The sequence below is a fragment of the Cupriavidus sp. 05L310 genome (assembly GCF_056398185.1).
On sequence record NZ_JBFTOX010000066.1, the window covers coordinates 37,610 to 56,675 of the forward strand.

The 19,066-nt window shown below is 61.2% G+C and carries 19 protein-coding genes; 12 read left to right on the plus strand and 7 right to left on the minus strand.

The features are described 5' to 3' along the window. Nucleotides 1-14: 14 nt before the first annotated feature. The 3 genes from AC1DS6_RS35210 to AC1DS6_RS35220 form a co-directional block, all read right to left on the minus strand. Complete coding sequence (locus AC1DS6_RS35210; RefSeq protein WP_477104213.1) at nt 15-953, minus strand: hypothetical protein; 939 nt, start codon at nt 951-953, stop codon at nt 15-17. 1,046 nt (nt 954-1,999) lie between these two features. After that, nucleotides 2,000-2,773, minus strand: coding sequence for a hypothetical protein (locus AC1DS6_RS35215; RefSeq protein ID WP_477104214.1), 774 nt, complete (start codon nt 2,771-2,773; stop codon nt 2,000-2,002). Nucleotides 2,774-3,917: 1,144 nt separating this feature from the next. Continuing rightward, nucleotides 3,918-4,499, minus strand: coding sequence for a recombinase family protein (locus AC1DS6_RS35220; protein WP_477104215.1), 582 nt, complete (start codon nt 4,497-4,499; stop codon nt 3,918-3,920). Nucleotides 4,500-4,965: 466 nt separating this feature from the next. Here AC1DS6_RS35220 and AC1DS6_RS35225 point away from each other — a divergent pair, with 466 nt between their 5' ends. The 4 genes from AC1DS6_RS35225 to AC1DS6_RS35240 all read left to right on the plus strand — a co-directional run bounded on the left by AC1DS6_RS35225 (nt 4,966) and on the right by AC1DS6_RS35240 (nt 8,248). Continuing rightward, the gene (locus AC1DS6_RS35225) at nt 4,966-6,048 is read left to right on the plus strand and encodes a DnaJ domain-containing protein (RefSeq protein ID WP_477104216.1); all 1,083 of its coding nucleotides are present in this window, start codon (nt 4,966-4,968) and stop codon (nt 6,046-6,048) included. Nucleotides 6,049-6,668: 620 nt separating this feature from the next. Further along, nucleotides 6,669-7,010 carry a DUF4156 domain-containing protein gene (locus tag AC1DS6_RS35230; RefSeq protein WP_477104217.1) on the plus strand — a complete coding sequence of 114 codons (342 nt, stop codon included), beginning with the start codon at nt 6,669-6,671 and terminating at the stop codon, nt 7,008-7,010. Between the two features lie 15 nt (nt 7,011-7,025). After that, on the plus strand, nt 7,026-7,559 hold the full coding sequence (locus AC1DS6_RS35235) for a hypothetical protein (protein ID WP_477104218.1): 534 nt from the start codon (nt 7,026-7,028) through the stop codon (nt 7,557-7,559). Between the two features lie 92 nt (nt 7,560-7,651). After that, nucleotides 7,652-8,248 (plus strand): hypothetical protein, encoded by a 597-nt coding sequence (locus AC1DS6_RS35240; RefSeq protein WP_477104219.1) that lies wholly within the window; start codon nt 7,652-7,654, stop codon nt 8,246-8,248. A 351-nt stretch (nt 8,249-8,599) separates the two neighbouring features. Here the strand turns inward: AC1DS6_RS35240 and AC1DS6_RS35245 are convergent, their stop codons facing one another. Further along, entirely contained in the window at nt 8,600-9,550 is a 951-nt protein-coding gene (locus AC1DS6_RS35245) for a site-specific integrase (RefSeq protein ID WP_477104220.1), read from the minus strand. Nucleotides 9,551-9,612: 62 nt separating this feature from the next. Here AC1DS6_RS35245 and AC1DS6_RS35250 point away from each other — a divergent pair, with 62 nt between their 5' ends. Beyond that, nucleotides 9,613-9,726: a hypothetical protein gene (locus tag AC1DS6_RS35250; RefSeq protein WP_006161911.1), complete on the plus strand. Its 114-nt coding sequence runs from the start codon at nt 9,613-9,615 to the stop codon at nt 9,724-9,726. Between the two features lie 108 nt (nt 9,727-9,834). Here AC1DS6_RS35250 and AC1DS6_RS35255 read toward each other — a convergent pair whose 3' ends face one another. Next, nucleotides 9,835-10,467, minus strand: coding sequence for a hypothetical protein (locus AC1DS6_RS35255; RefSeq protein WP_441632490.1), 633 nt, complete (start codon nt 10,465-10,467; stop codon nt 9,835-9,837). Nucleotides 10,468-10,664: 197 nt separating this feature from the next. Between AC1DS6_RS35255 and AC1DS6_RS35260 the strand changes: the two genes are divergently transcribed. From AC1DS6_RS35260 to AC1DS6_RS35275, 4 genes are all read left to right on the plus strand, one after another. After that, nucleotides 10,665-12,098, plus strand: a complete 1,434-nt coding sequence (locus AC1DS6_RS35260; RefSeq protein WP_441632491.1) for an aldehyde dehydrogenase family protein — start codon at nt 10,665-10,667, stop codon at nt 12,096-12,098. 247 nt (nt 12,099-12,345) lie between these two features. After that, the gene (locus tag AC1DS6_RS35265) at nt 12,346-14,811 is read left to right on the plus strand and encodes a penicillin acylase family protein (protein WP_441632493.1); all 2,466 of its coding nucleotides are present in this window, start codon (nt 12,346-12,348) and stop codon (nt 14,809-14,811) included. Nucleotides 14,812-14,982: 171 nt separating this feature from the next. Continuing rightward, a complete protein-coding gene (locus tag AC1DS6_RS35270) occupies nt 14,983-15,702 on the plus strand; it encodes a glutamine amidotransferase (RefSeq protein WP_441632495.1) in 720 nt (239 codons plus the stop codon). A 44-nt stretch (nt 15,703-15,746) separates the two neighbouring features. Further along, nucleotides 15,747-16,454 carry an MOSC domain-containing protein gene (locus tag AC1DS6_RS35275; RefSeq protein ID WP_477104224.1) on the plus strand — a complete coding sequence of 236 codons (708 nt, stop codon included), beginning with the start codon at nt 15,747-15,749 and terminating at the stop codon, nt 16,452-16,454. A 36-nt stretch (nt 16,455-16,490) separates the two neighbouring features. On the opposite strand, the gene AC1DS6_RS35280 is transcribed toward AC1DS6_RS35275, so the two are convergent. Continuing rightward, the gene (locus tag AC1DS6_RS35280; RefSeq protein WP_045238471.1) at nt 16,491-16,676 is read right to left on the minus strand and encodes a DUF1289 domain-containing protein; all 186 of its coding nucleotides are present in this window, start codon (nt 16,674-16,676) and stop codon (nt 16,491-16,493) included. Between the two features lie 286 nt (nt 16,677-16,962). Between AC1DS6_RS35280 and AC1DS6_RS35285 the strand changes: the two genes are divergently transcribed. The 3 genes from AC1DS6_RS35285 to AC1DS6_RS35295 all read left to right on the plus strand — a co-directional run bounded on the left by AC1DS6_RS35285 (nt 16,963) and on the right by AC1DS6_RS35295 (nt 18,390). Then, the gene (locus tag AC1DS6_RS35285; RefSeq protein ID WP_441632501.1) at nt 16,963-17,439 is read left to right on the plus strand and encodes a PaaI family thioesterase; all 477 of its coding nucleotides are present in this window, start codon (nt 16,963-16,965) and stop codon (nt 17,437-17,439) included. A gap of 48 nt (nt 17,440-17,487) precedes the next feature. Then, nucleotides 17,488-17,874: a PaaI family thioesterase gene (locus AC1DS6_RS35290; RefSeq protein ID WP_441632503.1), complete on the plus strand. Its 387-nt coding sequence runs from the start codon at nt 17,488-17,490 to the stop codon at nt 17,872-17,874. A gap of 69 nt (nt 17,875-17,943) precedes the next feature. Continuing rightward, nucleotides 17,944-18,390, plus strand: a complete 447-nt coding sequence (locus AC1DS6_RS35295) for a PaaI family thioesterase (protein ID WP_441632497.1) — start codon at nt 17,944-17,946, stop codon at nt 18,388-18,390. Nucleotides 18,391-18,635: 245 nt separating this feature from the next. Here AC1DS6_RS35295 and AC1DS6_RS35300 read toward each other — a convergent pair. Continuing rightward, on the minus strand, nt 18,636-19,066 hold a 431-nt coding region (locus AC1DS6_RS35300), incomplete at its 5' end, for an L-asparaginase family protein (RefSeq protein WP_477104221.1).

Sequence of the window (19,066 nt, forward strand, 5' to 3'; positions counted from 1 at the left end):
ATCATTTGGAGGACTCATGCCGCTATTGCATCTTCATCGTTAGCTGCTGCACTCAGGGTCGCTTTTCGTGGCAAGCCACTCGTCAGATCGTTGGTCTCACTCATCGGAGGGGCGCAATCCTGACTGCTCGGGCCAAGCTCCATCATCCACGCCGGTATGGATGCTCCCTGCTCCCACTGTGGGGCACCATGGGGCCTAAGGATAGTTGCGGCTGTGGACGCCTCAGCCAACTTGTCGGCCTTGGTACTCCGCCCCGCCAGCTGGTACTCCCTGGTCAACGTTTGCTCGTCTGCAAGTATCCCCAGCTTGTACAGGAGACCCTTCAGGGATTCCCGTTTGCGTGCCTTGTTGTTCTGAAGGATCTCCGGGTGCCGGTAGGCAACCCACCTGTCCAAAGCAGCAGTAAGAGGCTCGACCAGTCCGCCCCTACGGCTCCGCATCTTGAGGATGTACTGAACAAATTCCCGCTTGTCTGGCGACAGTGTATTCAGCAGTATCGAATAGCGGATGAAACGGTCGGACATGGACTCTGGTGTCGGGGGAGCCTTGGATACCCTACGGGCGCTCTTCTCTTTCGGATTGGTGGTAATCACTTCTCCGGTCTCCGTATCGACCCAGGTATAGGGGACCATGCGGGTGACGGGGAATGATCCCTTACGGGTAGTCCGGAGCTGCCACCCTGCGTCCTTTAGGTCCGCCCTTCGTACAGGAGTCTCCGACCAAGCTACGGCCTCATGGCGAGCCTTGGTGATGAAGTGACTGTCCTCGTCATCGTTTTTCGGAAGACCACTTTTGAAGACTCCATAAGCTTTGGAGACCGGTAGTTGATAGGTTTCCCGGTGTTGCTGAAGTTCTGCTTCGGTGTACGTGCGGACTTCGAATAGCTCCGGGTATTGGTACAGATCGGGGTCTGTGACTTCAGACCAATTGAGGTAGGGTAGATCGTTGTACATACTTGGTAGATTGGACGAGAAAAAGTGATGGAAAACATCGGTCAAAAAGGAAAAAATACCTTAACTATCAATGACTTATATTCTTCCCTTTAAAGATAAAGAGGGCGACCGTGGAAGAGGGCACAGAGTGGGGAAGACCGACATCGAGAGGCCCCTAATTTGCGTGGAATACACAGTAATTAGGTGTTCCTAAGTCCATGGAAACTGCTTGGAAGGTGGTCTCTAGAAGGGTGCTGATTTAGGTGATTTCCACCCAAGTGGCTGGTGGGTACCTGAGGCTTCCGTGGGAAACCTGGTGAGTCTTGGTGACTACCTAAGGGGGGTTCTGGCGGGATATGCTGTAGCTCGGCACCTTCCGTGCATGTTTCTTGCGTAAAGAAGCGATCCTGTAGTAGGTCTAAGGGCTTATGTAACGCTTTCTGCCCAAAAATTGTGCAACTGTGGGCTAAGCCACGCCGCTACTGTGTAGCTCAGCGCTCAAGGGGTTGATCTCGGTGCTCAGGCCTCGCCGGGTCCGCATGGCAATCCAGCATTTCCAGAGGCTCTTCGGGATCTTCTTGTACCCCTGCAGCTGCTCTGGGTACCTGGGCCACCGCTGGTGACTCCACAAGAACTCGACATCGGCCTTGGCTGTAGCATTCGCCATAGCGAGCTCGATCTCCCGGTCCCTGCGGTTCCATCCCGCAGTGGCTCCTGTAGGTCGCCCAGCTTTCCCCTTGGTCAGGTGGCGTACTGAGTTGGGATCCGGCAGGTGCTTCGCGGGATCGTCAATCCGAGACCGATCCTCGGGCCATGGGGCAAGACCAGCTGCAGCCAGCCATACGTTCTTCTCGCCTTCGGTGGTCATTGCTGCTGCTCCTTGTGTTGCCTCAGGGCTTCTGCATAGACGCAGTCTGAGCACTGGTCATCATCGATATGGTGTGGTGTCACCTTGCCGCATGTCCTGCAGTAGCAAGGCCAGACGTTGAGGCCCAGATCACGGGCCCAGTGCTTAAGCTCATTTCGGCTGAAAGTCAGCGGCGCTGGTGGTCGACGGATATGAGATATCATGCGGCCTCCTTCATGGTCCCTTCATTCGCTGCCAGCTTCGCCAGCTCGCCTCGCCAGTGGGCAAGCTCAGCCTCCACGGTCGCCAGTGCATCCCGGTACGGGGCCACGCCCAAGGGTCTGTACATCGTGGTCGTATCCTTCGTAAGCAGCCTGTAGACCAGTCGATTGATCGGGCAGGGGTCGTTCTTTAGGACCCCCAGGTCATCCTCGGTATCTGCAAACAGGGCGGCAAGCATCACTGCCATCTCGTAATCACGTTCAGACAGCCGGGGGTCATAGGCTCCGTCTTTGTGGTCGTTAAGCGGCCTTTGGGACCGAATGCGGGCAGGGTCAAACTGGGTACCTTTCCGCATGTTCGTCCGCTTGTCGGCATACCCAAGATTGGCTGTCGTATGGAGACCTACGCAGGTATCGCCACCCTTAGGGATGCTGTGGTCGACCTGCCAGCCTTCAGGGCAGTCGGTATAGATCTTCCGCAGCGTCTCCCGCTCGGTCTCATACCCTTCGTGCATCCGTCCGCCAGTGACCTTGCGCCATTGGGTGGCCGCGTTCTTCTCGCGATGGGCCCCGCGATATGCTGGGTCACTGTCCGCCCGCTCATAGTGCTTGGCGACCCTTTTCACTTCGCATTGCACGCACTTACCGGTGCTCGCGTAATGCTTGGTCCTGCCGTGGTGTCGACACTCAGCCATGAAGGTCTTCTGGCCCTTCTTGTGGGCCTTCTCGGCAAGCTGCTTCTTCGTGGTGGTGGTCTTGGTGATCTTCGTCATTTTGATGTGTTCTCTTTGTTCTCGGGCATGGATAAAGGAAGTCCCTGCGGCTCGCCCGGATGGGCCGCAAAGGTGGTGGTAACTTGGGGATGTGGTTAGACCCTCAGCAAGTCGCTGTAGGAAGCGTTCTGGGCGTCTTAAACGGTCTCGAATGGGGGGTGAGTACTCAAGGCACCCTGAGAGGCTCTAAAGCGTCTCTAAGCGGTCTCTGGCGCTTCTCTGCTCCGCTGGTCGGAGCTAGTCGCTCCTTGGAGTGCTTTACGGGCCAAGGAAGCTGTCGCATGCGCTCGCTTGCACTGCATGCACTGTCCTTGTCCCTTGGTACTGAATGGGGCCAGCCCGTGGCCTCTATGGCATCTCCACAGGAACGTAGCGTGTCCCATGGCTATGGCGAGTTCCTTGGCGCTGGTCTTCTCCCCATTCTTGGACTTGGGGCGAAGGATCCTTTTTGGTTTGATGGTATCTATCATCTCTTGTTACTAAATCGAAAAAATCTATCGGTGGTGTCTGCTTCATCTAAGTGTGCGTAGAAAGTCAGCGGCTATTGATCGTGTGACAGTCATAGTCTTTACGACCGATGTCTACGTATCTCTTCTAATGTACGTATGAAATGCATGAGACACAGAACCAACTGATCGGTCGGTGAATCGGTGCCTTCTTTCTATAGGAAGAATGTCGGGCATGTATCACCTAGCCTCGACCCTCCTTCCTATAGTGCTGATGTCTGGCATCAGTCACTCAGAAGGGGGCTTCTTTCTATTGGGCGCAAGTCTTGCAGGGGGCTCAAACCAAACCGCTCGGTCGCCTTATTCGTGGGCTGCCTTCCTATGGGACGTATGTCTGCCATCAGGCTTAAACCCGACCGCTTGATTGGGCAATCAGGTGAGCTGTCTTCTATAGTGGTCGAATGTGTCTTCGATCACTTGATCTGCCTCAGACGTGAAAAAGCCCGCAACGCGGCGGGCCTTCTCTTCTATGGCATGAATATGTGTCACAGATCACCCTCAAGGGATCCTGAAGAGCCTCCCAGGGCCCTTAGGAGCCTTTAGCGTGCCCAAGATCATCCTGAGGTACTCCAGTCGCCTGAAGGCTCTCCCAGGCCCTCCAAACGCCCCGCAGGGGTACTTGGCAGGGTCACGCGCCGTTAGGCTGCCGCCTTGGCCCGCAACCGCATGATGGTCTGTCTCGTCGTACCAAAGTCCCTCGCCAGTTGCGCCACAGGAACACCCTCGGAAATCCCCTGCAGCGCCTTCTGCTGATCCTCAGCGCTCAAGGCAGACGGGCGGCCAAAGGTCTTGCCTTCGTCCCTGGCTCTGCTGATACCGCTGTTGGTACGCTCGATAAGTAGGTCACGCTCAAACTCCGCAACCGCTGCCAAGACTTGCATGGTCATGCGTCCCGCTGCGCTGGTCAGATCGACACCTCCAAGCGCGAGGCAGTGAACCCGAACACCATCGGCAGCCAGCTTATCTACCGTGGCCCGTACGTCCATGGCATTGCGTCCAAGGCGGTCCAGCTTCGTCACCACCAGCACATCCCCAGCTTCCAGCTTGTCGACCAGCTTGGTGAACTTAGGCCTTTGGAAGGCTGCTACGGATCCGCTGATGGTCTCCGTTTGGATCCTCTTGGGGCTCAGGGCAAAGCCTGCTGCCTCGATCTCCTTAACTTGGTTGTCGGTGGTCTGGTCAGCGGTGGAGACGCGGCAGTATGCAAAGACTCGGCTCATGGTTGACTCACTTGATCTGTACGAATTGGATGTACGAATCATATCCTATGTACGGAACATGTCAACCCTTAGTTTCGTACAGGGCTACAGAGGATGTCCGTAACCGGTCGATTTCGTACTCCCCTAATGCCTACAGTCCGCGTTGCCGAATGCCGCCGACCTGCCAAGGGGAGCCACGGAGGTCTCGCTTGGTCGGCACCGTAGGTTTGTGGTGTTGCCTCGACTGGCCCTGCTGCGAGCAAGGCTGGCCAATTCTCTTGAGGCTTGCTGGGCCAAGTACCCCCTATGCGTTGGGGCAGGATCAGGTCCTTAGTGCCCCCAAGGCCATCAAGGTCCAGTAAAATGCTCCGGGCATTTCCCGACACGTGGCAAGTGCCCTGGTCACTCTAAATAATGAAAGAACGGGACGTTATTAAAGGGGTAATGGCATCCGTCGCCATCTTCCATAAGTACAACGAGAACAGAAATGACAAGAGTTCACACGCACTATGACAATCTGAAGGTATCGCGCAATGCGCCACCGGACGTTATCAAAGCTGCGTACAGGGCGCTTAGTCAGCGCTACCACCCCGACAGGAACAGTAGTCTTGACGCCACGAGAATCATGAAGATTCTCAACGAGGCGTACGCGATCTTGGGCGACCCAGAAGCTAGGCGTCGGTACGATGAGAGAATTGCCCAAGAAGAGCACGCCCATTCAAACTCAGAGGCACGCGCTCACTCTAATCGCGAGGCATCGACTGACTCTGATCGCGAGGCGCCAACGCCCAACGATCAGTCGAAGGATGCTTCGCCTCGTTACGCCGCGCACCCATCGGTACCTAATGGCGTGTCGAACAAGTGGATTTTTTGGGGGCTGGGAGGGTTGGTGTGCGCAGCCTTTTTCCTCAGGGGTGTTGACCGTTCGCCCAATGCTGACGGATCTCAATATCCAGCACCCGCAACCGTTGCCCCCTCGCCTTCCGGTCCATACGCCAGGACGATCGACCGTTCGTCCAATGCAGACGCATCTCAATACCCGACATCTTCAATCGTCGCCCCCGCCTATCCGGGTCTTGATGCACAGGCTACCAGAAAGGAACCGAATATTACGAGTTTCGACTGCAACAAGGCGCGTTCAATTTCCGAGAAACTGATCTGCGACGATGCTGATCTTGCTGCTATGGATCGCGGCTTGGCGGCCAATTTCGCCCGAGCAAAAGCCGCCGCTCCGGACAAACGGATCTTCACAGAAATAGCGCGTCAGAATTGGAACTGGCGCAACAAGAATTGCACGGACAACGCTTGCCTTATTGCTTGGTATGTCGACCAACAGCGCTGGCTTCTCGAGATATTGAATTCGCCGCCTCAAACCATGGTCAATAACCAAGCACCAACTACCCAGGCTCCTCAGGCTACTCAAACTGCTCAGGTGGACACCAACGCGGCCACTTATGTCCCACCAAGCACGCTTTATTCTCCAGTAACGAGGCAGGGGAGGGAAGAATGCCTCAAGACAGCCGCCCCCACTGTGGAAGGTGTGGGTGCCTGTATGGCGTTGCCCCTGTAACTCAGGACACGCGAACACCGTTGGGTTGGAGCGGTTTTTTCAGTTGGGTTGGGGGTGTGTAGTCCAGACCGAGAAAACGGCTGTTTTGCTTCTCTGCTCGCTTCCTCTGGTGGTACGCAAGGTCATTCAATGCCATGCACGTTCTTGTGAGCCAAATACCAATAAGCCAAGTATCCAATGTCAACTGGCCAATGCCTCCAGCCTTCCAGCCGGATTTCCTCCAGTCCCTCTGCTCCTCGGCTGGTGTCGCTGGGTGTCCCTCGGGCTGATGCTTCGGGGTTTGCTCCTTCTCGCTGGCTTCTTCAAGCTGGCCCAGACATGTACCCCCTTCGGTTCTTCGAGACCTCTTCAAAAAAGGGGCTAAAGTCTCGGCCATTTCGTTGTTGTTCAAGGCTTGACGAGTGGGGCCGCTCCCAGGGAAAACGAAAGGGAATCGGCAAAGTACCCCCCTGGGGGGGGCGGGGGCCTTCCGCAGATCGCGGGGCCTGATTTCACGAGTAAGTACCTTCGGACATGGGGCGGCTCTGTGTAGACACGAAACTACTCAGTCCTTAAACTTTCTGCCGTCGATCCGCACCCCCCTTCGCTAACTCCCTCAATCCGCCGCAAGGAAACACCTGATGACCGGAATCACCACAAGATCAGTGAAGGTAGCCATTTTTGGTCTGGTCGCTACACTCGCAGCCTGCGCCAGTGCCCCGCCTATGACCGATGCAGGGTCCCGCGTTCGCGTAATAACAGCCGAACAAGCAAGGGCCTGTAAATTCGTTCGCGTGGTTCAGTACAACGACCGAATCATGAGCATGGGGAAGGACCCGACTGTAATGAAGGCGATTGGCGAAACCAGCCTTAGAAACGAGATTGGTGCGGCTGGCGCCAATGCGTTCGTTCTCACGAAGGATGACAGTAACTGGTTCCTTGGAACGGTTGCGTACCAAGGTGATGCATACACCTGCACTTGATAATCAGAAGGTCTTATGACGCCTCAGGAAGTACAACTGCTCGCCGATGCAGTGAAAATTGGCTTTCCCGTGATTGGGACGATTGCAGGCACGGTAATTGGCGGGGTATCAACCTATGTCCTCGCCAAGCTTGGTCATCGATACGATTCCCGGAAGGAACTTACGAAGCGTAGGTTTGAATTGCTCATGCAAGCAGCCAACGATGTGACAGAGTTCGAGCACTTGATCGGCAGTTACGCCACTGCGGTCAGTAACAAGGTGCAAGGACTGAAAAGTGTGCTGGATTATGATGCTGCAAAAGCAAACATTCTTAATAATAACCAGCCGATCCGTCGTGCTCGAATGACACTTAAAATTCTCGACCTCCCAGAGGCAGAGGCCAAGCTTGAGCAATACATCGAGCTAACTCGCGAGGTCATGAAGTTCGGAGCCTCTCTATCTAAGGAGCGTTCCTCGGAACTGGCCAGGGTGATCGTCGTTGGTCCGGTCGATTTCTATAAAGCACTTGCCAAAGAAGTTGCACTGGTCGGCGCAAGCGGTGCTCAATAATGGGTGGAATGATAGTGTCCGAAACGTGAAGCAAACAAAGCTAGGTGCCGGCGTAGGCGAGAAGCAATAGGAAATAACGGGGGAGTAGCGCTATGGAAGAGTTTCTCAGGAACCTGCAAAGTCCAAGTTGGTGGGCGGGAACCATAGTCGTCGGAATTTTGGTAAACCTTCTCACACCTTTTATCTCGCGTATTTTGGAGAGCCTCTCCAACTCATGGGCTGACAAGCGCCGAAAAGACAGGGAGAAGAAGGAGAAGAAGCAACATGACATCGCCGTCGCGATCCGCACCAGCCAAATTCACATGTTATTGATCGTCGCTCATGAGCAGCGGGATCGATCGAGAGCGCTTTTTTGGGCCCTCTTTTCTTGCTTCTGTATGGGCGTGTCTCTTTATCTGGTGCAAATTATCGTAACGCTCCACGCACATCCCCTACGCTACGCGGCGAGCCTGACTGGAGGGGTATTCAGTGCATTCTCCGGCTTCTGTGCGTCTTTTGCATTTGGAGCGCTTGGAAAAGCGAAAATTAGCCAGAGCATCCTTCGGCAATCTTGGTCGGGCACCAATATTGAAAAGATGATGAAAGCGCAGACGGGAGCGGACGTTTCCCCTGTGACAAATATGGGAGACGCCACCACGCGAGAAGGAGGGGCAGGCTCGCAAAACCCCGGCGGGCATCCATCCTTTTGACTCTATTGCCCGTTTTATTCGGGTACCGGATTCAATGGTTCACCCCACCGCTGTGGCCCGTTCGGGGAGGACTGTACTAATCGAGCGAAGCTCACATTTTCTTGCTCGATGCCTGTACCTGCAAACGGCCTGCGACTGTACCTGCAGCCCTTGGTGACCCTTGGACGCCGCCCTTGTGCAGTCTCCCGCAAACCCTTGCTGGACTTGGATTTTCCTTCAATCCGCGAAGGGATCGCTAGGAACAGTCGAACCCTGCCCGGTGGCCCGAACTGCTAGCTAGAGTTCAGCAAATCCAAATGCACGATCACAGGCCGCCGCCTTCTGATGCAGCACAGACGGCCCCTCATCGCCTCAGCCGAGCTTTGCCGCTAGCTTCGATGGGTCGAGGTGGGTGTACCGCTGCAACATCTTCAGGTTCTTGTGACCGGAGATGGCCGCTACCTCCATGACGTTCAGCCCCTTTTCAAAGAAGCGGCTGATTGCCTCATGACGTAGGTCATGGAAGCGGATGCCCTCCAGCCCGCACTGCGCACGCACCTGCCGAAAGGCGTGCTTCATGGCGTGCTGGGTCAGCTTGAATACTCTGCCCCGGTGTGGCGGGGGACACCACGTCAGCGCCTCCAGTGCCTTGGAGGAGAGTGGCACTCGCCTCCGTGTTCCGTTCTTTGTCATGGGGAGTAGGGCTGTCCGCGCTTCCGTGTCGATGTTCTCCCACCGAAGCGAAGCAATCTCTCCCTGCCGCATCCCCGTTTCGATGGCAAGGATGATGGCCGGGGCTATTTCCCTGTTGAAGTCAATGGCGGCGGCGATCAGTTTGCCATCATCGCCCTCGGTGAGCCTCACTTCCCGAGGCAGCGGTAGGGCGGGGCGCCGGAACCCGTGAACAGGGTTCTCCGTGAGGCCCACGTTCCATTCTGCTATTGCCACCACGTACACGGCTGAAATGACATCCAATTCCCTCCTTAGAGACGCTGGGGCCACCTCCTGTAGCCGATAGTCCCGCCATGTTGCCAAGTGATGCTTGCCAAGAGAGGCTGCGCCCAATGAGCAAAGCTTCGGCTCGACCCGCAGCAGCCGTTGCAAAACTCTCCGCTCCCAATCCCCATTGCGGCGGCTGGGGGCAACTCGCTTAACGTACATTTTGAATAGGTCAGCCACCGTGACCCCGCTGCCCGGAGCGGTCTCGGCAACCGACCAAGCCTCTGCCTCCTCACGAGTTCTGAATGTTTTTGATCGTACTGGCTGGCCTGTCACCCTAACCTTGACCTGCCATGATGTCCCACGTTGTACGATAGTTGCCATGTCTCAATCCTTCTGTAAGTGGTTGATTTACATCAGGAATGTGACTCGTCTCGCACGACCGCGTGTTCGTCAGCGGCCTGGCCACGCGCGTGATCGAAGTGCGCAACGATGGCACGCTGACCGATTACCTGGGTACGTATGACGAGTACCTGGAGTCGCAGGGTATCGACGGCTAAGCCAGCCGGAAGGGCGCCGGGCAACCGGACTGCCCCGCAGGAAACGAGAAGGGCCGCCATGTGCGGCCCTTCTCGTTTTTCCCCCTTCATGCAATCCAGGACGGCGGCTCAGGCAGCCGCATGCCCGTCGTCGCGCACCATCCTGTCGAGCTGGTCGATGATGGCGCCGGCCGTGATTTCGCCTTTGGCCTTGTGCAGGGCCGTGTAAAGCGGGTCGCGCAGTGCTGCAAGTTCGGCGAATCCGGCGGCCTTTTCCACCTTGACCTGCAGCAGGTAGCCGCGCAGGCCGAGATGATGGCCGATGACATCCGTATAGAAGTGATAGAGCTGCTGGTAAGTGCCGCCAGCCTGTTGGTCGGCGGATTGGGACGCGTGCTGAGTCGCATCGGCTTCGTCCGGTGGCTGCATGCTGGCGCTCCGCATGGCGTACATGGAAAAGACGCTGTCGGCCTTGCGGTCCGGATCGTCAGCGCTGGCCGCCGCCGCGACCGGGTTTGCTGGGGTAGTGCCGGATACGGCAAGCTGCGGGGCGGGTTCCGCGTGGATCAGCCCGGCATCCAGCAACGCTTCGATGGCCTCTGGTCCCACCCCCATGCCACCGGTCTGGGCCAGCAGCTCGCTGCGCCGGCGCTCGCCGTTGACGATCAGCAGCAAGGCGCGCAATTTATGGTCCAGCTTGCGCGAGCGTGTGCGTATTTCGTCCTGGCCTTGCTCGGTTTTACGGAAAACCGGATCAGTCATGTCTCCCTCCCTTTGTTCTTGGCTGTGCAGTTTGCTGCACTACGCACCAGGCGGCTCGCCGGCCGATTATCGCCACGTTGTTAGAGGAGCACTGGCGCGCTGCAAAAAAAAGAGTCGCCAAACCGCACTACAATGTGGTGCACCAGAAAAGTAACAAAATTTGCACCCGCCTATTCACCCAACTGAAAACTGTGGCCATGCAACAACGAGACAAACTCTTTATCAACGGTAAGTGGGTTGCCCCGCACGGTACCGGCCTGATCAACGTTATCCATTCCACGACCGAGGCCGTCATGGGCCGCATTCCGGAAGGCCATGCGCGCGACGCCGAGGACGCCATCCAGGCGGCGCGGGCCGCCTTCGACAGTTGGTCGGCCACGCCGCCCGGCGTGCGCGCCGGCTATATCCGCAAGATCGCGGAGGGCCTGAAGGAGCGCAGCGAGGAACTGGCCCAACTGATTGCGGGCGAAGTCGGCATGCCGATCAAGCTGGCGCGCGCCATCCAGGTGGGCGGCCCGGTCTACAACTGGGCGCAGGCCGCCAAGCTCCTCGACACCTTCGCCTTCGAGGAAGAGGTCGGCAACTCGCTGGTGGTGCGCGAGCCGGTGGGCGTGGTGGCGGCCATTACGCCGTGGAACTACCCGCTCAACCAGATCACGCTGAAGGTGGCGCCGGCGCTAGCCGCGGGCTGTACCGTGGTGCTCAAGCCGTCTGAAGTGGCGCCGCTCAACGCCTTCGTGCTGGCCGAGGTGATCGAGGCCGCCGGGCTGCCGCCGGGCGTGTTCAACCTGGTCACCGGCTATGGCCCGGTGGTGGGCGAGGTCCTGGCCAGCCACCCCGAAGTGGATATGGTGTCGTTCACGGGTTCCACGCGGGCCGGCAAGCGCGTGTCGGAGCTGGGCGCGCAGAGCGTCAAGCGCGTGGCGCTGGAGCTGGGCGGCAAGTCCGCTTCGGTGATCCTGGACGACGCGGACCTGCCTGCCGCGGTCAAGGGCACCATCGGCGCCTGTTTCCTCAATTCCGGCCAGACCTGCTCGGCGCACACCCGCATGCTGGTGCCGCGCGCACGGTACGACGAGGTCAAGGCCATCGCCAGGAAGGTGGTCGAGGGCTATACGGTGGGCGACCCGCTGCAGGAAACCAGCCGGCTTGGCCCGCTGATCTCCGCCGCGCAGAAGGATCGCGTGACCGGCTATATCCAGCGCGGCATCAACGAGGGCGCCGAACTGGTGGCGGGCGGTCCCGAGGCGCCGGAAGGCCTGGACAAGGGCTTCTTCGTCAAGCCGACGGTGCTGGGCAATGTCGATCCCAAGGCGACGGTAGCGCAGGAAGAGATCTTCGGCCCGGTGCTTTCGATCATCTGCTATGACACCGAGGAAGATGCCGTGCGCATCGCCAATGACAGCATTTACGGGCTGGGTGGCGGCGTGTGGTCGGGCGACGAGGCCCGCGCCATCCGCGTGGCGCGCCGCATCCGCACCGGCCAGGTCGATATCAACGGCGGCCCGTTCAATATGCAGGCGCCGTTTGGCGGCTACAAGCAGTCCGGCAACGGGCGCGAGGCGGGCAAGTACGGCCTGGAAGAGTTCCTCGAGTACAAATCCCTGCAACTGAAGAAGCCGGCCGCCTGAGACCGGCAGCCGGCGGGGCGGGTGCGCTGAACCATGCGCACTCGCCCCGCAGCAGGAACGATGCCCGGCTGGTCCGGGCATTTTTTTGGCCGCCAAGCCCGCTCGCCCCAGCGCTGCGGCTTCGGCGATAATGCCGGAGTTCCGCCTGCCTGCCATGCGCCTGCGAGCGTGCCGGCGGGCCAAGGGACACGGGAAAAGAACATAAATAACGACGCGGGTGCGGCGTGCCACGCGGGGAGAGGGAGCGATGCGTTGGTTGAAACGGCTGGCCTGGCTGGTATTGATGCCGGCGGTGCTGGTAGTGGTGGGCACGCTGGGTGCCTATGTCTGGTACCGGCAGGCATCGCAGCCGCTGACCGCCGGCACGCTGAAGCTGCCCGGCCTGCGCGAGAGCGTGTCGATCGTCAGGGACCGCCACGCCGTGCCGCACATCAAGGCGGCCAATGCGCAGGATGCCTACTTTGCGCTCGGCTTCGTCCATGCGCAGGACCGCTTGTGGCAGATGCAGATGAACAAGCGCATTGCGGCGGGCCGCCTGGCCGAGATCCTAGGGCCGCCCGCGCTCGATACCGACCGCTTCCTGCGCACCCTGGGCGTGCGGCGCAACGCCGAAGCCATCCTTGCCCAGTCCTCCGACGAGACGCGCGCCGCGTTGCAGGCCTATGCCGACGGCGTGAATGCCTATATCGATGGCCGCAAGGGGCCGTTGCCACCTGAATTCCTGATCCTGCGCACGCAGCCCGAACACTGGGAGCCGGTCGATTCGCTGGCCTGGCAGACCATGATGGCGTGGGACCTGGGCGGCAACTGGACCCAGGAGACGCTGCGCATGCGGCTGGCGCAGGTGCTGCCGGTCTCGCGCATCAGTGAACTGCTGGCGCCTTATCCCGGCGAGCGGCCGCTTCGCACCATGGACTACGGCAACCTCTACCGTCACCTGGCGCCGCTGGCTACCGCCATGGCGCGCGTCGAGCAGCAGGCGCCGCCCGGCTACGTGGAGGGGATGGGTTCGAATAACTGGGTGGTGTCGGGCGCCCATACGCGCTCGGGCAAGCCGCTGCTGGCCAATGATCCGCACCTGGGGCTGCAGGCGCCGGCGCTTTGGTACTTCGCGCACTTGCAGGCGCCCGGGCTGGACGTCACGGGCGCCACGCTGCCGGGCACGCCGGTGGTGGCGCTTGGGCATAACCAGCGCATCGCCTGGGGCTTCACCAATACCGCCCCCGATGTGCAGGACCTGTTCATCGAGCGCCTGCAGCCGGGCAGCACTCAGCGCTACCAGATCCCGGACGGCTGGGCGGATTTCATCACGCGCACCGAGACGATCCACGTCAGGGGCGCGCCGGACGTGACCCTGAGCGTGCGCGAGACGCGCCATGGCCCCGTGATTTCCGACGTGGCCGAGCCCGTGGCGACCGCCGCGGCGCCGCTTGGGGCGCAGTACGTCGTGGCCTTCCAGTGGACCGCGCTGCGCGCCGACGACCGGACCTTGCAGGCCGGGCTGGCGTTGAACCGCGCTACCGACTGGGCCAGCTTCCTGAAGTCGCTGCGCGATTTTCATTCGCCCCAGCAAAATATCGTCTACGCCGATGTGGACGGCAACATCGGCTTTATCGCGCCCGGCCGCGTGCCGCTGCGTCGCGCCGACAACGACCTGAAGGGTTTGGCGCCGGCCCCTGGCTGGGATGCGCGCTACGACTGGACCGGGTTTATTCCATTCGACCAGTTGCCGCGCAGCTTCAATCCGCCCGAGGGCGTGATCGCCACCGCCAACCAGAAGATCGTCGAGGACGATTACCCGTATTTCCTGACCAGCGAATGGACCGTGCCATATCGCTACCAGCGCATCCGCACGCTGATCGATGCCACCCAGCGGCATACCATGGACAGCTTTGCCGCGATCCAGAAAGACACGCTCTCGCTGGCCGTGCGCGATGCCTTGCCGCTGCTGCTATCGGCCTCATTCGCCAGCAATCCGGCGCTGCCGCCTCGCGAGCGCGCGCTGATCGAGTCGCTGCGCAAATGGGACGGCGATATGCAGGCCGGCCTTGCCGAGCCGCTGGTGGCCACGGCCTGGCTGCGCGAGCTGTCGCGCGGGTTGTTCGAGGACAAGGTGGGCGATACGCTGTTCAGCCGGCTGTGGGAGCAGCGCAACGTACAGCAGCCCATGCTCAACGTGTTGCGCAATCCCAGGGGGCTGGGAGCGTTCTGGTGCGACGATGGCAAGACACCCGGCCAGGAGGACTGCGACGATGCCATTGGCACGGCCTGGCGCCATGCCATCGCCGACCTGGACCAGCGCTATGGCGACAAACCTGAGCGCTGGCGCTGGGGCAAGGCCCACACGGCTCGCTCCGAGCACAAGCCATTCGGCAAGCAGCCTTACCTGGCGGGTTTGTTCAACGTCAAGGTGCCGACTGGCGGTGACACTTACACCGTCAACGTGGGGCGCCACAACCTGCGCGACGAGGCGGCGCCGTTCGAGAGCGTGCATGCGGCAAGCTTGCGCGCCATCTATGACTTGTCCGACCTGTCCGAATCCCGCTTCATGGACTCGACCGGACAGTCGGGCAACATCATGTCCACGCACTACCGCGACTGGACCGACAAGTGGGCAGCCGTGCAATACATCACCATGGCGGCAGGCCGCCGCGCGCCGGGCAACGAAGCCTTCGATACCCTGGTGCTGCAACCTGCGGGCGCAGGGCGCTGAGACTGGCTTGCCTCCGGTGCCGGGGCACGGGTGCCGGACGGAAGCATCATGCCGTGATGCTTTGCGCGGAAACCGGATCCACGCGGGGCGTGCTGCACATGGCGCATGCAGCGCCGGTTGTATGCCGCTAATATCGGTGCTTTGCGTCGATCCAACGGGATGCCCGCCGCCATGTCCACTACCACCAGAGCCCTGACCACCCATGTGATCCAGCACGTTGCGTTCGAAGACGCCGGCGTGCTGGGCGACGCCTTGCGCGAGCGCGGGCATACCCTGCGCGTGCTGCGCGCGGGCATCGACGACCTGAGCGTCATCAGGGAGCAGCCAGCCGATCTGCTGGTGGTGCTGGGCGGCCCCATCGGCGTGTACGAGAACGAGGCCTATCCCTGGCTGGACGGGCAGATCGACATCATCCGGGCCCGGCTGGATGCCGGCGCGCCGATGATCGGCGTCTGCCTGGGCGCGCAGTTGATTGCGCGCGCGGCCGGTGCGCGCGTCTATCCGGGCACGCGCGAGATCGGCTGGGCGCCGGTCCAGCCCACGCCGGCGGGCCGGGATTCGCCACTGGCCGAGCTGGAGGCCGCCGACTGGCATGTGCTGCACTGGCACGGCGATACTTTTGACCTGCCCGCGGGCGCCCGGTTGCTGGCCTCGACTCCGGCGGTAGTGCACCAGGCCTATGCCATCGGCCAGCATGTGCTGGCCCTGCAGTTCCATCCCGAGGTGAGGCCCGGCGAGCTGGAAGGCTGGCTGGTTGGGCACACCGTGGAACTCGGCAAGGCCGGCATCGATCCGCGCGTGATCCGGGCGCGCACGGCAGAGATCGGCGACCGGGTGGCTGCGGCGGGCCGGCGCATGTTTGACCGGTGGCTGGATGAGGCGGGCTTGTGACGCCCGTCTCGGACCAGCAGGGCAATGCGCAAGCGGCGGCCAGCATGCCCCTGCTGACAACGCGAGTCGACTGCGTACTGCTGGGCGCGGTGCGCCCCTTCGGGCCGAAAGGCGTGCCCAGCGGCATGGACAAGCAGCCGGTCGGGTCTGCTGTGCGCGTCACGGCACTGGGCCTGGCCGGGGACGAGCAGGGCGACCCCAGGCACCATGGCGGTCCGGAAAAGGCCGTTCACCATTACGCCTTCGACCACTACCCGGCCTGGCGCCAGGAACTGGCCGCGCATTCCACGCAGGCCGCCGAGGTGCTGGCGCGGCCCGGCGCGTTTGGCGAGAACGTGAGTAGTGCCGGACTGACCGAAGCCGATGTCTGCATTGGCGATCGTTTCCGCCTTGGACGGGCGCTGGTCGAAGTCTCCCAGGCTCGCCAGCCCTGCTGGAAGCTGAACCACCGTTTCGGGCATGCGGGCATGGCGCGCGCGGTCCAGCAAAGCCTGCGCACCGGCTGGTACTACAGGGTGCTGGAAGAGGGTGAGTTGATTCCTGGCGACAACCTTGTGCTGGTGGAACGGCCTTGTCCCGACTGGAGCCTGCGCAGGTTGCTGCATGTGCTGTATGTGGATCGGCTGGATACCGGCGCGCTGGCCGCGATGGCGGCATTGCCGGCACTGGCCGAGAACTGGCGCAAGCTCGCGCGCCAGCGGCTGGAGCGGCGCGAAGTGGAAGATATGGAGGGTCGCCTGGCGGGCGGTTGAATGCGGGCCGGCGCCGTGCCGGCCGAGTGCGGGAGATCAGCCCTGGCGGAAGCGCTTTGCCGTTGCTTCGCGCGTGATGCGTTCCCACACCGCCTGTTTTTCCGTGTCGTCCAGGAAGACCCAGTTGCTGACCTCCATGGCGGTGCGGCCGCAGCCCTGGCAGATCTCATCGAACAAGGTCGAGCAGATGCCGATGCAAGGGCTGTCCGGCCGGTCGAACAGTCCTTCGTCGCCGCGCGGGGAACTGGACTGTGACTCCGGCTGCCCACTGGATTGCGGGGCGAGCTGGCTGGCGTCTTGCGGGTTTGAAGGCATGCGGCGGAAAGGCGGGCGGGATGGGCGGACATTATAAACGGCTGGCCGCGCCGGCACCGGCGAAGGGATGGTTCGCAGGGCGCGGCGCCGTTGCGGCCGCTTGCCCATTGCCGATTACCGTCAAGGTAATTGAGCGTCGCCGCCGCCGCGCCTAGGCTGTACGTGTCCCGACCCGCTTCAGCAGGAGCCCATGATGCTGTCCCTGATTCCCGCCTTGTCCAGCGCAGCAAGCGCCGCCGCCACGCCTTGCGTCGATCCGCGCATCCGCCACTACGTCGAGCAGGTGCTGATGGGCTCGCCGGTGGCGCGTGCCGTTGGCATCGTGCTGGATGTGTTGACATCCGACCACGTTGAATTGCTCTTGCCCTTCAAGGCCGGCAACGTGACGGTGGGCGAGATCGTGCATGGCGGCGTGATCGCGACCCTGATCGATGTGGCGGGTGCCGCCGCGGCAGCTTCCGGTGTCGATGCCGACAGCATGCGCGGCGGCGCGACCAGTTCGCTGAATATCCAGTATCTCGAAGCGGCCGGCGGGGCTGACCTGCGCGCCGTCGCGACCGTGGTGAGGCGAGGGCGCCGCCAGGTGGTGACCGAGGTCGCTGTCTACGCGGAAAGGGCGGACCAGGCCGAACTGGTAGCCAAGGCCCTGATGAGCAGCGCCTTGTTCTGATCTGAACGGCTGCGCAGGCTGGCAGCGATCAGCCAGCTTGCCCGCTGCCTGCATCCCGCGGCTCCGCATCTAGTTGCCGCGCCAGTTCTTCCGCGGCCCGCCGGATCGGCTGGCCGCTGCGCGCCACCTTGGCGAGAATCAGCGCGCCCTGCCAGCCGCAGAGCCAACGCGCGGGGCTTTGCCCACGGCGGGCTGATCACTGCCCTGGCCGACAACGCCATGGGCCTGTCGTGCGGGATGCAGTTCGCCGAGCCGCGCAGTCTTGTCACCGTGAATCTTTCGATCGATTTCCTCAGCGTGGCCAGGATCGGGCAGTGGCTGCTGTTCGAGACATCCTTTACCAAGGTTGGCGGCACCCTGTGCTTTGCGCAAGCCTTCGTCACGGCCGATGGCGTGGCTTGTGCCCGGGCCAACGCGACCTTCCGCGCGATGTAGCAGTCGTTGCCGGCGCCGCCGGCATTTTTCACCGCGTTCCCACCCACGCAAACCAGGCAGGCAAATGCAATGACAAGCAACGTGTATTCGCTGGAAGTACTCAAGAAGGTCAATTTGACCGCCGCATTCAACCGTTGGCTCGGCTTCGAGGTCATTCGCGCGGAGGGTGGGGAGGCGGAACTGCGCATGCCCTGGCAGGACGAGGCCACGCAGTACGCTGGTTTCCTGCACGCGGGCGTGATCGGGGCATTGATCGATACCGCCTGCGGCTACGCTGCCACCACGGTGGCGGGGCCGGTCCTGGCATCGCATTACTCGGTGAACTGCATGGCGCCTGCCGTGGGGCAGGCCTTCGTGGCGCGCGCTACCGTGGCCAGGGCGGGCAAGCGGCAGGTGTTCGCGCGGGCGGATGTGTTCGCGGAGCAGGACGGAGAGCTTCGCCTGGTGGCTTCGGGCGAGGTGATCCTGGTGCCTGTGGATTCGCCTGCCGCCAAGGTGCCATCACAAGCGGTTTAGCCCATTAGTGCAATTAACGGCCAAATTTTTGCCACCCACGAAAAACCGGCGCCGTCCCGCAGGCGTGTGATAGTTCAAGCGTGAAGGACTTCGGCGCAGCCAACCGCCTGCAAGGCAGGGGGCAAGGCCAGAATGGAAGAATGGAAAATGGCAGTCCGGTCGCTGCGCGACCGGACTGCCATTCAGGAGGCGCGGTCATGCCGCGCGGGACCTTCAGCAAGCCGTGGAAGCCGTGCTCAATACGCTCAATACTTCCACAAGATCTTCTGCAGTTCCTTGCTGTCGTTGGTCTTTGTCAGCGCCAGCGCCATCAGGATGCGCGCCTTTTGCGGCAATTGGTCGTCGGTCACCAGCCAGTCGTACTTGTCGTCCGGCTGCTCGGCGTTGCGGATCACCGCGCCGCTGCCGGTGCGCGAGGCGCGCACGATCTGCACGCCCTTGGCGCGTGCCGCCTTGAGCGGCTCGACCATGTAGTCGCCCACGCTGCCGTTGCCGGTGGCGGCATAGACGATGGCCTTGGCGCCATCCTTCACGGCGGCATCCACGCTGCCCGGGTTGACGTTGCCGTAGGCGTACACCACGGCGACTTCCGGCAGCTTGTCGAGCTTGTCGATGTCCCATTCGGTCTGCAGGGTGTGCGGACGCGCGGGCAGGCGGAAGTAGAGCGTGCGGCCTT

Bases quoted from the DNA above. Each gene is read 5' to 3' on its own strand.
- AC1DS6_RS35210 (WP_477104213.1), bottom strand. From the start codon at position 953: ATGTACAACGATCTACCCTACCTCAATTGGTCTGAAGTCACAGACCCC.
- AC1DS6_RS35215 (WP_477104214.1), bottom strand. From the start codon at position 2,773: ATGACGAAGATCACCAAGACCACCACCACGAAGAAGCAGCTTGCCGAG.
- AC1DS6_RS35220 (WP_477104215.1), bottom strand. From the start codon at position 4,499: ATGAGCCGAGTCTTTGCATACTGCCGCGTCTCCACCGCTGACCAGACC.
- AC1DS6_RS35225 (WP_477104216.1), top strand. From the start codon at position 4,966: ATGACAAGAGTTCACACGCACTATGACAATCTGAAGGTATCGCGCAAT.
- AC1DS6_RS35230 (WP_477104217.1), top strand. From the start codon at position 6,669: ATGACCGGAATCACCACAAGATCAGTGAAGGTAGCCATTTTTGGTCTG.
- AC1DS6_RS35235 (WP_477104218.1), top strand. From the start codon at position 7,026: ATGACGCCTCAGGAAGTACAACTGCTCGCCGATGCAGTGAAAATTGGC.
- AC1DS6_RS35240 (WP_477104219.1), top strand. From the start codon at position 7,652: ATGGAAGAGTTTCTCAGGAACCTGCAAAGTCCAAGTTGGTGGGCGGGA.
- AC1DS6_RS35245 (WP_477104220.1), bottom strand. From the start codon at position 9,550: ATGGCAACTATCGTACAACGTGGGACATCATGGCAGGTCAAGGTTAGG.
- AC1DS6_RS35255 (WP_441632490.1), bottom strand. From the start codon at position 10,467: ATGACTGATCCGGTTTTCCGTAAAACCGAGCAAGGCCAGGACGAAATA.
- AC1DS6_RS35260 (WP_441632491.1), top strand. From the start codon at position 10,665: ATGCAACAACGAGACAAACTCTTTATCAACGGTAAGTGGGTTGCCCCG.
- AC1DS6_RS35265 (WP_441632493.1), top strand. From the start codon at position 12,346: ATGCGTTGGTTGAAACGGCTGGCCTGGCTGGTATTGATGCCGGCGGTG.
- AC1DS6_RS35270 (WP_441632495.1), top strand. From the start codon at position 14,983: ATGTCCACTACCACCAGAGCCCTGACCACCCATGTGATCCAGCACGTT.
- AC1DS6_RS35275 (WP_477104224.1), top strand. From the start codon at position 15,747: ATGCCCCTGCTGACAACGCGAGTCGACTGCGTACTGCTGGGCGCGGTG.
- AC1DS6_RS35285 (WP_441632501.1), top strand. From the start codon at position 16,963: ATGCTGTCCCTGATTCCCGCCTTGTCCAGCGCAGCAAGCGCCGCCGCC.
- AC1DS6_RS35295 (WP_441632497.1), top strand. From the start codon at position 17,944: ATGACAAGCAACGTGTATTCGCTGGAAGTACTCAAGAAGGTCAATTTG.